This window comes from Enterobacter sp. UPMP2052 (assembly GCF_053709675.1).
This window is the reverse complement of the sequence record NZ_JBSKJR010000001.1, coordinates 1,177,073-1,189,961: the sequence shown is the minus strand read 5'-3', so window position 1 is coordinate 1,189,961 and position 12,889 is coordinate 1,177,073. Positions and strand designations below refer to the sequence as shown.

Genomic DNA, 12,889 nt, shown 5'->3' with positions numbered 1-12,889 from the left:
GACGTAGCATTATGAAGACTCATCCGCAGTACGAACCCTGGTTGCAGGGCATGCTTATCATCGCGAAACACTATCGGCTTGATTTCTCGGCGGAGCATGTTCGGGTCACGATTAACCATGAGAGCCACTCTCCACGCCAGCTGGTGCTGGAAGAGATGGCGCGTCAGCTCGGGCTGGGGATGCGTATAGTGGCGGCAGAGACGGCGTCACTCGATCCGTGGCGTCTGCCGATGCTGGCCGAGTTCACAGGCGGACAGATTGCGGTCATTAACCGTATGGACAGCGAAGGGAACGTGAGCCTGCAGTTTAGCGGCGACGGTGGTCTGGAGACCACGCTGACGCGTGAGGCGCTGGGAACGCGTTTAAAAGCGCTCCTGGTGTTGCGCCCACTGGAGTCCACCCCGGATGCCCGCGTCGATGATTACATTAAACCCTACGAGAAAAACTGGTTCTGGCAGCTGGCGCTGAAAGACTGGCGGCGCTACAGCGATATCATGCTGGTCGCGCTGGTGGCTAACGTGCTGGCGCTGTCCGGAATGATTTTCTCGATGCAGGTGTATGACCGCGTGGTGCCGTCGCAGTCGGAAGCGACGCTGTGGGTGCTGTTTGGCGGCGTGATGGTGGCCATTCTGTTCGAGTTCATCATGCGCATGCTGCGGGTCCACATTTCCGATGTCATCGGTAAGCGCGCCGACCTGCGCATCTCCGAGCGCGTGTTTGCCCATGCGTTGCGGATCAAAAACGGCGCGCGCTCAAAATCCACCGGCTCGTTTATCGCGCAGATCCGCGAACTGGAGTCGGTGCGTGAGCTGATTACCTCAACCACCATTGCGGCGATCTCCGATCTGCCGTTCTTCCTGTTGTTTGTTTTCATCCTGTGGATGATTGGCGGCCCGCTGGTGCTGGTGGTGCTGCTCGCCGTGCCGCTGCTGCTGATCCCCGGCCTGCTGGTACAGCGTCCGCTGGGGAAACTCTCCAGCGAGGGGATGCGTGAATCCGCTATCCGCAACGCAACGCTGGTTGAAGCGGTGCAGGGCATCGAAGACATCAAGCTGATGCGGGCGGAACAGCGTTTCCAGAATCAGTGGAATAACACCAACGACGTCGCGGCAAGCGTCGGCATGAAGCAGCGCTGGCTGACGGGGCTGCTGCTGACCTGGACCCAGGAAGTGCAGTCCATCGTCTATGCCGTGGTTCTGCTGGTGGGCTGTTATCTGGTGATCGCGGGCGACATGACCACCGGTGCGCTGGTGGGGACCTCTATTCTGGCCTCGCGCACCATTGCACCGTTATCACAGATCTCAGGCGTGCTGTCACGCTGGCAGTCGGCAAAAGTGGCGCGCAAGGGGCTGGATGAACTGATGCAGCGTCCGATTGACGACCCGCAGCAGGGCAAAAAGGTGCACAAGGCGCATCTGCGCGGCGACTATGCGCTCAACGATGTCGGGTTCTGGTACGACGACGAAGAGAAACTCACGGTGCTGAGTATCAGCAAATTGACGATCCGCGCCGGGGAGCGCATCGCGGTGCTGGGGCGTAACGGTTCGGGCAAGAGCACGCTGCTGCAGGTGCTGGCGGGGATGCAGGAGCCTCAGCAGGGCAGCATCCTGCTGGATGACATTGCGCTAAACCACCTTGATCCGGCCGACGTGCGCCGGGATATGCAGCTGCTGAGCCAGCAGGCGCGGCTGTTCTTTGGCTCCATACGCGACAACATTGTGATGGGCAACCCGCTGGCGACCGATGATGAGATCCATCAGGCGCTGGTGAACAGCGGCGCGCTGGAGTTTGTCCGCAAGCAGAAGATGGGGCTGAACTACATCATCAACGAGGGGGGCGCTGGCTTATCGGGCGGTCAGCGTCAGGCGCTGCTGCTGGCGCGCGCGCTCATCACTTCGCCAAATATTTTGCTGCTGGATGAACCTACCGCCTGGCTGGATGAGATGAGTGAGAAGCACGTTATCCAGCATCTTCATCAGTGGCTGGGCAAACGTCGTACGCTGGTGGTGGCAACCCACCGACTGCCGATTCTGGAGCTGGTGGACCGTATTATCGTGCTGGAAAACGGCAAGATTGTGATGGACGGTCCTCGCGATGCCATTCTGCGCCAGCACGGAATGGCGGCGCAAAAAACGCCGCAGCGTACCGTCACCCTGAAACCCGCACCGGTGGCTGAGGAGGGCGTAGCATGAATGATTTAACGCGTTATAACAGCCGCCTGAAAGAGCCGCGCCTGCCGCGCTCAACGCTGGTGGCATGGTCACTGTTTGCGCTGCTGGCGGCGTTCATCATCTGGGCGAGTCTGTTCCAGCTGGATGAAGTGACCACCGGTAGCGGCAAAGTGATCCCGTCCTCCCACGAGCAGGTGATTCAGTCGCTGGAGGGGGGGATTATCCATAGCCTGCTGGTGCGCGAGGGTGATATCGTTGAGCGCGGTCAGCAGCTGGCGCAACTGGACCGCACCAAAACCGAATCCAGCGTGCTGGAGAGTGAATCCCGGCTGAATGCCGCGCTGGCCACCGCCGCACGCCTCAATGCTGAGGTAAACAACACGGCGCTGGTGTTCCCGGATGAGCTGGACGATGACGTTGAACTGGTAAAACAGGAAACGGCGCTGTATCAGTCGCGGCGGGAGAGCCTGGAGAAAGGGTTAGCCGGGCTGCGTCAGGGGGCTGAGCTTGTGCAGCGCGAACTGGCCTTAACCCGCCCGCTGGTGATCCAGGGTGCAGCCAGTAAGGTAGAAGTGTTGCGTCTTGAGCGTCAGAAGAATGAGCTTGAGAGCAAAATCACCGAAATGAAAAACCAGTATTACGTCCGCGCCCGCGAGGAGCTTTCAAAGGCTAACGCGGAAATAGAAGCGCAACGTTCGGTGATGAAAGGGCGCGAGGATTCTCTGACGCGCCTGACCTTTAACGCGCCGGTCCGTGGGATTGTTAAAGATATCGACGTGACCACGGTGGGCGGCGTCATTCCACCCAACGGTAAACTGATGAGCCTGGTGCCGCTTGACGACCAGATGGTGATTGAGGCGAAAATCTCTCCGCGCGACGTGGCGTTTATCCATCCAGGACAGAAGGCGCTGGTAAAAATTACTGCCTATGACTACTCCATTTATGGCGGGCTGGAAGGTGAGGTGACGATGATTTCGCCGGACACGCTGCAGGATGAGGTGAAAAGGGATGTGTATTACTACCGCGTTTATATCCGCACCGACAGTAATCATCTGACCAATAAACAGGGCAAGGAATTTCCGGTTTTCCCCGGCATGATCGCCACCGTGGATATCAAAACGGGAAGCAAAACGATTATGGATTATCTGCTGAAGCCGCTGAACAAAGCGAAAGAGGCGTTGCGGGAAAGATAAAAAGCTGGCGTTCGGGAGACCGGACGCCAGTCAGTTTATACGGTTGTTGTTATGATGTGTGCAGTTCGTCGTTCTTTTGGAACAATATTTATGTAGTGCGTAACATAGGCAAAATATAACGCGGCATAATTTTCGACCAGTTCAATAAACGCCGGGTATATCGCCATCCGCCCGTCACCCCGATCTTTCAAATACCCCATCTCCTGGGCTGCCTTGATAATGCGGGTCACATGAATGCGCGAAACAAAAAACTCTTTTGCAAGCGTTGCAGGTGAATATTCAATGGTTGCGCCGTGTGCGGTTTTGTTTTTGACGGCCTGCAGGTAGAGATAGAGCATAATCATGCGCCCGCCGTCTTTATCAATAAAAAGTCCAACTTCAGTCAAGATCTTCCTGAAGGTTAAGCCCCGAAAAAGATATTCCGCCGCCCGGCGGAAGAAATTATTCCGCGAAACGTCATGATCCAGTAAGTTGACATCAATGTTAAACGCGGGGTACAGAATACTGACGGGCACAAATGCGCCGGACATATAGCGTTTCAGTTCTTCCAGTCCTTTTTGCGTGGGGGCAATATTGGTTTTACGTCGATCTTCGGTGCAGCGCCAGGTTTTGATTCGCCCGGTCGTTCGAAGCAGAGTGATTATCGCAATAACGCTGTTAGGACTGGCAATTTTATAACGGGAACATAACTCTTTTATCTCGGAAACCGACTCGGCCTGATTGCCAAAGATGAAACAGCACATCGAGAGGATAATATTGAATCGGGATTCCTGAAGCATGGTTTTGTAAAACAGGGGCTGCTTTTTATAGATGACATCATTGATGGTGTAGTGCTCGCGTATTGCCTCGCCAAATCGGGGGTTATTCTTGATGACATCCCTTCGATGTAGCAAGGCCCTGGATGAGATATGATTATCCATAGCATTTTCTCTTTATTTGAACGAACCGATAAATGAAGGATCCAGTCTTCGTTTCGGAATTTTATTATACCCTGACATAAGAATATTTACCGTCGTTATTTGAAAAGAAAGATATATTTATTGCGCTTATGGATGCGGAAGATGATTAACCCAAAGATGTTCAGGCTCAATCGCAGGATAACAGTATATTAACCATCGCGCGTACTGTAAGATAAATATATGCATCTGGTTAAATGATTGTTGTTAGCTTTTACCTTTAGTTCCGTATTTCTCTCAGAATCGTCTTCTGTCGGAAAGGATCGCCTTTTTGTCTTCAGGAGCAGGCCATGGCCCATCAAAATACGTTCGAAGTTTCTGCCAGCCTTGAGCAAAAATTTGTTATCTCAGCCTGCAGTTTTACCTATCAAGGATACAGCCTTTTTCTAAAGGAGCAGGGGATCACGGCTTCGCAAATCCGATTTAACGGAGAGACGATTGCCCAGGGTGATATTAAGAATATCGTTATAAATCAGTATGCCGAGATATCGGTCTTTCTTGACAATGATGTGGTTAACTTACTGGATACGCTCAAGAAATTGGCTACGTTACTCAATGTGCTGCCGGTTATCCGCACGGTAACGCTCTATGGTCAGATACCCGATAGCTGGCTGTATCGTACGCTTGAAAATATGGTGGATAATAAAAATACGCTCTCCAGGGTACGCGTGGCCACGCTGGTTGATGTCATCAACTGCGTTAAAACGAGTGACGGCCTGCGCCAGGCGCGTTCTCAGTTATTAAGTAAAAAATCGTTTTACTGTGAATATAAAGGCACGATGAAAGGATTAACCCGGCGCGAGCTTGACGTGTTACTGAATTTCTACCGCGGGATTTCCATAAAAGTACAGTGTGAAAGTTTGGGGCTGTCGAACAAAACGCTTTACACTCACCGAAAGGAAGGGGTGAAAAAATTACATCTGATAAAACCCTGGTTAAGCGATCGTAACCTGTTCAGAATGGAAGAGAGTAACCACAAGGATATGCAGGAAGAAGGACTTTCATCGCGCGAAGTCGAGATCTTTAACGCGTTACTGAGGCGGGAAATATTCCCGGTGTATCAAATTATCACCGATCGCTTTAAAAAAGGGGTGGGCTTTGAAATTTTGTTACGCTGGAACAATAACGGTAAAGTCTTAAAGCCAACCGAGTTTATGACAGACATTTCCAGCGTGGAAATATGGCTGAAAATCACCGCGCTGGTGATCCACGCAGCTGTCTCAGGTATCAATAAATACAATGGTAAATTCTATTTTTCGGTGAATATTCCCCCGCAACTGGCTTCGGGTAACGCCTTGCCGGGCATGGCAAAAAAAGCGACGGGAATGCTCTTACAGCCGCAGTGGGCGTCAAAACTCGTATTTGAGTTTGCTGAAACCATTGATGTCACAAAAGATAAAGCAATCCCGGAAACCATGCAGCGTTTACGCAATACCGGCTGCAGATTATTCCTCGACGATTGTTTCTCAGACCACCATGTGATGTTCCCGGTTCGCCAGGTGCATTTTGATGGATTGAAACTGGATCGCGATATTGTCGAACAGTTTGTTGCCAATGATAATGACTATAATCTGATCAAAACCATTCAGTTCTACAGTGATATAACAGGAAGCGAGTGCGTTGCAGAAGGCGTGGACAGCGAGGAGAAATTTGAAAAACTCGCCGCTTTAGGCATTAAAAGCTTTCAGGGATATTATCTGTCGCGCGCGGTAAAAGAGGATGAATTGGATCGTATGGTGAGATTATTTAGCTAATGCAAAAGGGGCTGGCGGGCAGCAGGGCGTGATTTATCCCTTGCTGCCCACCCGCGCAAATTCAGAGTTTTTCCATCAAGTATTAAATATCGTCTCGCGTGAAGCCTACCACAATTTCCAGGGTATTGCGGATCACATCGCAGGCTTCAGGTTCTTTCGTTATTTCCAGGGCGTGAACCAGCTGTAAGATAATCTCTTTATTTGAAAGGTTATCACCGCAAAGCATAATGCACCGTATTGCCGATCCTAACACTTCAGCCTCATCAGAAAGATGCGAACCCGCGTTAAGAAAATGCTCGGCCAGTCCCTTATCATGCAGTGCTTCGAAATTATAGGCTTGCTGTATAATCGCTTTGCTCATGGTAGTCACCGTGTTGGTCGTAAATTAGTGTTTTTTGTCGGGCGCAAGAAGCGTGTCTTTTTTAAAAAGTGAACGAATTCGACCAACGTCATAATCCCCGATCACTCTTCCACGATCTTTCGAAACGCCGGTTATGCGCTGACGCACTTCATCTTCAGCGGCAATCAATGCATTTTTGCGTTCATCATTTGACTCAACATTCGCCATCGCAAGGAGCCGATTAGCAAGAGATGCAAAGGTGATAGGCCCGTTTTCCTTGAGGATGGTTAACACGGCCTCGCCAATTAAATCATCTTTAAGTCGTTCAAATTTAGTTCTATGCATAACGTCTATCTCACTCTGCTACGGCCTTGACGCCGTAACATTGGGTTAGTTATCGCGTACTGATAAGTATATTCTCTGTCTCTGCGTAACCAACTTTGTCACTTCACAATCAATTTTCAGGTTAGCGCTCAAAGAAGAGGGCGATGAGACCGTTGTAATGTGCCTTTTCGTGCTCACAGGATGACTCTTCAATGCGTCGCAGAAGCTTTGTACAAATTGTCATTCTGCTCAGTTGTACGTTTTCTTTGATAATTTCACTGACGATCAACCCGAGCGTCTCCTGCTTGGTTGGTATGTTGTTTTTGTTAAAATACAACGTGATAGCGTGTTCTGTTGTCGAAGGCACTGAGTTGCGACGCATCATTTTCCACCGTTATCAAACATTTTCGTAACATCGATGTGATAGAATCTATACCATCCTGGTAAATCTGTACAGAGAAAGTGTACAAGTTTTTCATTTTTGTGAAGAATATATTCTCCTGCTTAAGCACACATTTTCAGATTCTCTGCAATACTTTTTCCATACCGAAAAGGAGGGTATTCCATGCAAGACGGTTACTACTGGATAAAGTTCAGGGGCATCGTGCAGAAAGCCCGCTACTCTGATATTCCAGCGACGGATCTAGAGAAGGGCGAGCAGACGAGGGGCGTCTGGCACTTAATGGGAGAGGATATCGAAGTGTGTTCTTCGGCGGAGGCCGTTGTTTTGTCAGAACTTCTGGGAGAGTCTGGAGCAGATATTTATTGAACGCTAACGCAGCAAGAAAAAAGGCCCCGTGGGGCCTGATATTATTTACGGCCGAGCAGAAGGCCAAGCACCACACCTACTGCACCCGCAGCAATGAGGCCTGACAGCGGATTATTTCTGACCGCTTCCGTCACATCCGAAACGGCATCGCTGGCCTGAGCAGCGTATTTTTTCGCAGCACCTTTCATCTGGTGCTTAGGTGAGTCAACGACATCGCCAAACTGCTGCTGTGCAGAGCCTGCCAGTTCATCAAGTTTGTTTTTCGCTTTGTCGCCCGCGTAGTCGGCATTCTTATCAGCATTAAAATCAGACATTGTTTCCCTCCTTTTGTAGATAGTTTAAGGATAGACCCAGTTTCAGAATTTATGTGCTTTAACCTTAAAAGTGATGCGTTTGGAGGCGTTTTTAGGATATGTCTCCCTGTTGGGTAAAGACGGTTCTGAACTTGCAGGCCTTGAATTTATGATAAATGCGGCTAAAACATAATCGATGTAAAGGCGAGGTATCCTCGCCTTAATTAACGTTTTAATTTGATATATATTTTCAAGGCAAAGTAAATAAACAATGCTAACGATCTGAATTTTTACAAAAAAACCGCCGAAGCGGGTCTATGTAGTTTTAACCTTTCCTCTTGACCGAGGCTATGAGGAATATCAGTCCGGTATTCATCAGCACTGACACGGCGAGAATACCGAACAGCACTGTGTCACTCCAGTTTGTTTCAGTTATGAACCCCACCTTGTCGCTATAAACGTCAAACAGATATTCAAAGGGGAAGACGATGTAAATTACAGAGAAGATAGTCAGAAACGATATGAACTGAATCAGCCATAATCCTGCCTGTTTCGCGGGCGTCCTCATCAGTACACCTGTATCGTGCCATAGGCAAACAATGAAGCCGTTACGAGCATTTTGGGCGTATTCAATAGCGCTTCTCTAAGGATGTGAAAGTGTGCGGGCGATGGGAGAGTAATACAACCGTTGCTGATTCCGGCCCAACCTGCTGGGTGAAGCCGAAAGTTTCCCCTCGCAACCTCATCAATAAATGTGACGTCATCAATACTCTTATCGTCGCGGTACAGCGCGAACCAGGTGGAATGATCTGACAACGTATATTTTGTGGCGAAATAATCTTTAACGTGGGTACCAATGCTTCGCGGTCTGTCCACAATGTAATATTTACCTGGTGGTAGCGGCCCGATGTTCTTCACAGCGACTGAATCTGGATTATTCCTGTGTTGTCCCGCATTGCCTGAATAAGCAGGGAAAAACCCAATACCTGGGCAGCTCAGATTCGATAACTGGCCGCCATTCAGATGAAAAGTGCAGCGGATCATCTGTCTTTCCACTCGTCAGAAAAAATGATGTTGCCGTCGCAATGTTTCCAGGTGATCTTCTCGTAGCGCAGCGCGATGCTTTCAAGATGGTTATGCTTTTCCATTGCCGGATTTTTGACGTCATGCATCAGCGGGCATATCGAGACGACTTTGACGTTCTCAAGCAGCATATTGAAGTACTCCACCTCCTGGCCTGCATCATTGATCTTGTACCACTTAAATTCCGCAGATTTTAGCGTCTGCCCGGTGGCTACCGCTTTGTACAAGTATGGGCTGGAGCTGTCGAACTCCTTTTCGAATACCAGTGCGCTATGCACGCGGGTACCCGTGATTTTTCCCGTCATGCTATCGGTTGGCAGGTGCATACCATGACCAAACCCTACAACCTCAATAGAACCTTCTCGGTACCTTACATCTACCGAGCCTTTAATATCCGCGCCACCGTCGTCCTTTAACCACAGGTATGCTGGAATTGCCATTGCTAAACTCCTTTTAAGTAGACATTTCGGATATCTAATAAATACCTCTTTCCCCAATGCAGTTAGACAAAAAGTGTTATGTAAGATATTGATAAATAAGTATGTTATTAGAGTTGTGGCGAATGGTTTTTTTGAAGGACCTCATGACAGTTGCCCCAAAAGCCTCAACACAAGGATGTTTACATGAAGCCGATAGACACGTTACTATACCCCCCTATAGTATATCGGAGGGCGTATGCCGCATTCACCTGCTGACAAAAAACGTATCCTTACTCGCGTACGCCGCATCCGGGGCCAGGTCGATGCCCTCGAGCGTGCGCTTGAGTCCGGCGAACCCTGTCTGGCCATTCTGCAGCAAATTGCCGCCGTGCGCGGTGCGGCGAATGGCCTGATGGGCGAAATGGTCGAAATTCACCTCAAAGATGAGCTGGTCACGGGAGAGACAACCCCGGATCAGCGGGCAGTTCGGATGGCGGAAGTCGGCCATTTGCTGCGCTCTTATCTAAAATAAACCCACAGACCTCACTACAAGGGAAGAGACACTATGAAATCTCGCGCAGCTGTTGCATTCGGTCCAGGCCAGCCGTTGAAAATCGTTGAAATTGATGTCGCGCCGCCGAAAAAAGGCGAAGTGCTGATCAAAATCACCCACACCGGCGTGTGTCATACCGACGCCTTTACCCTGTCGGGTGAGGATCCGGAGGGCGTGTTCCCGGCGGTACTCGGCCACGAAGGCGGCGGCGTGGTGGTTGAAGTAGGCGAGGGCGTCACCAGCCTGAAGCCCGGCGACCACGTTATTCCGCTGTACACCGCCGAGTGCGGTGAGTGCAAATTCTGTAAATCCGGTAAAACCAACCTGTGCCAGGCGGTACGCGCTACCCAAGGCAAGGGACTGATGCCTGACGGCACCACCCGTTTCTCCTTGAACGGTGAACCGATTTATCACTACATGGGCACCAGCACCTTCAGCGAATACACCGTGTGCGCAGAGATCTCGCTGGCGAAGGTTAACCCGCAGGCACCGCTGGATAAAGTGTGTCTGCTGGGCTGCGGCGTGACGACCGGTATCGGCGCGGTACACAACACTGCGAAAGTGAAAGAGGGCGATACCGTTGCGGTATTCGGTCTGGGCGGTATTGGCCTTGCGGTTATCCAGGGCGCGGTTCAGGCGAAAGCCGGGCGTATCATCGCGGTGGACACCAACCCGGAGAAATTCAAACTCGCGGGCGAGATGGGCGCGACTGATTTCGTGAACCCAAATGATGACGCAAGGCCGGTTCAGGAGGTGATTGTTGAGCTGACCGACGGCGGCGTTGACTTCAGCTTCGAGTGTATCGGCAACGTCAATGTGATGCGTGCTGCGCTTGAATGCTGCCACAAAGGCTGGGGCGAAAGCATCATCATCGGCGTCGCAGGTGCGGGGCAGGAGATCAAAACCCGTCCGTTCCAGCTGGTCACGGGCCGCGTATGGCGCGGATCGGCGTTCGGTGGTGTGAAAGGCCGTACTCAGCTGCCGGGCATGGTAGAAGATGCGATGGCTGGCAAAATCCAGCTCGATCCGTTCATTACCCACCGTTTACCGCTGGATCAGATCAACGAAGCGTTCGATCTGATGCATCAGGGCAAGTCCATTCGTACCGTCATACATTTCGGCGACAACTAATTATTCTGCCAGCGGTTTTTGCCGCTGGCCTTTCCTGGATATTCTTCTCTAAAGTGTGACCTGGCTGGCGCTTTTAGCCATAAGCAAATTCCCCGCCGTGCCGATGACTATTTTACAGGCGTGTTTATACGCATCTTACCTATAAGAGAGTCGACGGTCATGGACAACACAACATCGATGCAGGCGCAGCAGCGGCTGGGCTTCTTGCATCATATCCGGCTGGTTCCGCTGTTTTCCTCCATTCTCGGTGGCATTATTCTTCTGTTCGCCCTGAGCGCAGGACTGGCAGGGTATTTCCTGCTAAAAGCCGATACCGATCAGCAGGATGTTACATCCGAAATTCAGGTACGTATGGGGCTGTCGAACAGTTCGAACCATCTGCGTACCGCCCGTATCAATATGATCCACGCCGGTGCGGCGAGCCGTATCGCGGAAATGGACGCGATGAAAGAGAACATCGCCGAGGCGGAAAAACGCATTAAGCAGTCGCAGGAGGGGTTCACCGCCTATATGAACCGCCCGGTCCGTACCCCTGCGGATGAAGCCCTGGACAGCGATCTGAAAACCCGCTTCGATGCCTATATCGCTGGTCTTCAGCCGATGCTCAAATATGCCAAAAACGGCATGTTTGAAGCCATCATCAATCACGAAAATGAGAGTGCCCGTCCGCTGGATGATGCCTATAACGACGTGCTGTTAAAGGCGATCAAGATCCGTACCGATCGCGCTAACGCCCTCTCCACGCAGGCGCATACCCGCACCCAGCTGGGGCTGATGTTTATGGTCGGGGCTTTTGCATTAGCCCTGGTGCTCACGGTGATGACTTTTGTGGTGCTGCGCCGTACCGTGATCAACCCGCTCCAGCGCGCGGCTACGCGCATCGAGAATATCGCGAAAGGCGATTTGACGATGCCGGACGAGGCGACGGGCCGCAGCGAGATTGGCCGTCTGACGCGGGACCTGCAGACAATGCAGCACTCGCTGGTGACCACGGTAGGGACCGTGCGTCAGGGAGCGGAGGAGATCTACCGCGGCACGAGTGAGATTTCCGCCGGTAATACCGATCTGTCATCGCGTACCGAACAGCAGGCCGCCGCCATTGAGCAGACCGCGGCCAGCATGGAGCAGTTGACGGCAACCGTGAAGCAAAACGCCGATAACGCTCACCATGCCAGCAAGCTGGCGGAGGATGCGTCCGGTAAAGCCAGCCGGGGTGGCCAGATGGTCTCCGGGGTGGTGAAAACGATGGGCAACATCTCCACCAGTTCGAAGAAAATTTCTGAAATCACTGCCGTCATCAACAGCATTGCTTTCCAGACCAATATCCTTGCGCTCAACGCCGCAGTAGAGGCGGCGCGTGCTGGGGAACAAGGGCGTGGATTTGCGGTGGTGGCAAGCGAAGTGCGTACCCTGGCGAGCCGCAGTGCCAACGCCGCGAAAGAGATTGAAAGCCTGATCAACGAGTCCGTTTCACTGATTGACCAGGGCTCTGGCGAGGTGGTAGCAGCGGGTAACACCATGAATGAGATTGTTGATGCGGTGAAACGCGTCACCGATATCATGCTTGAAATTGCTGCCGCGTCGGATGAACAGAGTCGCGGTATCGTTCAGGTAAGCCAGGCTATCTCTGAAATGGATAAAGTAACCCAGCAGAACGCCTCGCTGGTGGAAGAAGCCTCAGCGGCGGCGGCATCCCTGGAAGAACAGGGCGCGCGTTTGACCGAGGCGGTAGGGGCATTTCGTCTGAGCGGCGCGAAGCAGGGCCGCGCGGTGACGGCTGCACCGGTGGCGCAGAACGTACCGTTGCGCCAGGCGGCAACGATTTCCGGGGATAACTGGGAGACGTTCTGAGTCGCGGAGTGTGTCGGGTGGCGCTTCGCTTACCCGACCTACAAAATCTGAC

At 51.8% G+C, this 12,889-nt stretch carries 14 protein-coding genes; 7 read left to right on the top strand and 7 right to left on the bottom strand.

The window, feature by feature from the left end:
• Positions 1–11: 11 nt before the first annotated feature.
• On the top strand, positions 12–2,192 hold the full coding sequence (locus ACWKX3_RS05485) for a type I secretion system permease/ATPase (RefSeq protein ID WP_454541412.1): 2,181 nt from the start codon (positions 12–14) through the stop codon (positions 2,190–2,192).
• Positions 2,189–3,364 (top strand): HlyD family type I secretion periplasmic adaptor subunit, encoded by a 1,176-nt coding sequence (locus ACWKX3_RS05480; RefSeq protein ID WP_153688399.1) that lies wholly within the window; start codon positions 2,189–2,191, stop codon positions 3,362–3,364. The genes ACWKX3_RS05485 and ACWKX3_RS05480 overlap by 4 nt, the downstream gene beginning before the upstream one ends.
• A 35-nt stretch (positions 3,365–3,399) precedes the next feature.
• On the opposite strand, the gene ACWKX3_RS05475 is transcribed toward ACWKX3_RS05480, so the two are convergent.
• Positions 3,400–4,284, bottom strand: a complete 885-nt coding sequence (locus ACWKX3_RS05475; protein WP_454541411.1) for a MarR family transcriptional regulator — start codon at positions 4,282–4,284, stop codon at positions 3,400–3,402.
• Positions 4,285–4,610: 326 nt separating this feature from the next.
• Between ACWKX3_RS05475 and ACWKX3_RS05470 the strand changes: the two genes are divergently transcribed.
• Positions 4,611–6,074, top strand: coding sequence for an EAL domain-containing protein (locus ACWKX3_RS05470; RefSeq protein WP_006175160.1), 1,464 nt, complete (start codon positions 4,611–4,613; stop codon positions 6,072–6,074).
• Positions 6,075–6,156: 82 nt separating this feature from the next.
• On the opposite strand, the gene ACWKX3_RS05465 is transcribed toward ACWKX3_RS05470, so the two are convergent.
• The 3 genes from ACWKX3_RS05465 to ycgZ all read right to left on the bottom strand — a co-directional run bounded on the left by ACWKX3_RS05465 (position 6,157) and on the right by ycgZ (position 7,120).
• A complete protein-coding gene (locus tag ACWKX3_RS05465; protein WP_006175161.1) occupies positions 6,157–6,435 on the bottom strand; it encodes a biofilm development regulator YmgB/AriR family protein in 279 nt (92 codons plus the stop codon).
• A gap of 24 nt (positions 6,436–6,459) precedes the next feature.
• Complete coding sequence (locus tag ACWKX3_RS05460) at positions 6,460–6,759, bottom strand: hypothetical protein (protein ID WP_006175163.1); 300 nt, start codon at positions 6,757–6,759, stop codon at positions 6,460–6,462.
• A 121-nt stretch (positions 6,760–6,880) separates the two neighbouring features.
• On the bottom strand, positions 6,881–7,120 hold the full coding sequence (gene ycgZ, locus ACWKX3_RS05455) for a regulatory protein YcgZ (RefSeq protein ID WP_042319765.1): 240 nt from the start codon (positions 7,118–7,120) through the stop codon (positions 6,881–6,883).
• A gap of 183 nt (positions 7,121–7,303) precedes the next feature.
• Here ycgZ and ACWKX3_RS05450 point away from each other — a divergent pair, with 183 nt between their 5' ends.
• Positions 7,304–7,507 carry a hypothetical protein gene (locus tag ACWKX3_RS05450; protein ID WP_236347418.1) on the top strand — a complete coding sequence of 68 codons (204 nt, stop codon included), beginning with the start codon at positions 7,304–7,306 and terminating at the stop codon, positions 7,505–7,507.
• Between the two features lie 41 nt (positions 7,508–7,548).
• On the opposite strand, the gene ACWKX3_RS05445 is transcribed toward ACWKX3_RS05450, so the two are convergent.
• The 3 genes from ACWKX3_RS05445 to ACWKX3_RS05435 form a co-directional block, all read right to left on the bottom strand.
• The gene (locus ACWKX3_RS05445; protein WP_058608818.1) at positions 7,549–7,821 is read right to left on the bottom strand and encodes a CsbD family protein; all 273 of its coding nucleotides are present in this window, start codon (positions 7,819–7,821) and stop codon (positions 7,549–7,551) included.
• A gap of 546 nt (positions 7,822–8,367) precedes the next feature.
• Complete coding sequence (locus ACWKX3_RS05440; RefSeq protein ID WP_058608816.1) at positions 8,368–8,844, bottom strand: DUF2778 domain-containing protein; 477 nt, start codon at positions 8,842–8,844, stop codon at positions 8,368–8,370.
• Complete coding sequence (locus ACWKX3_RS05435) at positions 8,841–9,323, bottom strand: Hcp family type VI secretion system effector (RefSeq protein WP_101737750.1); 483 nt, start codon at positions 9,321–9,323, stop codon at positions 8,841–8,843. Before ACWKX3_RS05435 ends, ACWKX3_RS05440 begins: the two co-directional genes overlap by 4 nt.
• A 235-nt stretch (positions 9,324–9,558) precedes the next feature.
• Between ACWKX3_RS05435 and ACWKX3_RS05430 the strand changes: the two genes are divergently transcribed.
• The 3 genes from ACWKX3_RS05430 (at position 9,559) to ACWKX3_RS05420 (ending at position 12,837) form a co-directional block, all read left to right on the top strand.
• Positions 9,559–9,834 (top strand): metal/formaldehyde-sensitive transcriptional repressor, encoded by a 276-nt coding sequence (locus tag ACWKX3_RS05430; RefSeq protein ID WP_006175178.1) that lies wholly within the window; start codon positions 9,559–9,561, stop codon positions 9,832–9,834.
• 33 nt (positions 9,835–9,867) lie between these two features.
• Entirely contained in the window at positions 9,868–10,986 is a 1,119-nt protein-coding gene (locus tag ACWKX3_RS05425) for an S-(hydroxymethyl)glutathione dehydrogenase/class III alcohol dehydrogenase (RefSeq protein ID WP_006175179.1), read from the top strand.
• A 159-nt stretch (positions 10,987–11,145) separates the two neighbouring features.
• Positions 11,146–12,837 carry a methyl-accepting chemotaxis protein gene (locus tag ACWKX3_RS05420; RefSeq protein WP_153688394.1) on the top strand — a complete coding sequence of 564 codons (1,692 nt, stop codon included), beginning with the start codon at positions 11,146–11,148 and terminating at the stop codon, positions 12,835–12,837.
• Positions 12,838–12,889: the final 52 nt, after the last annotated feature.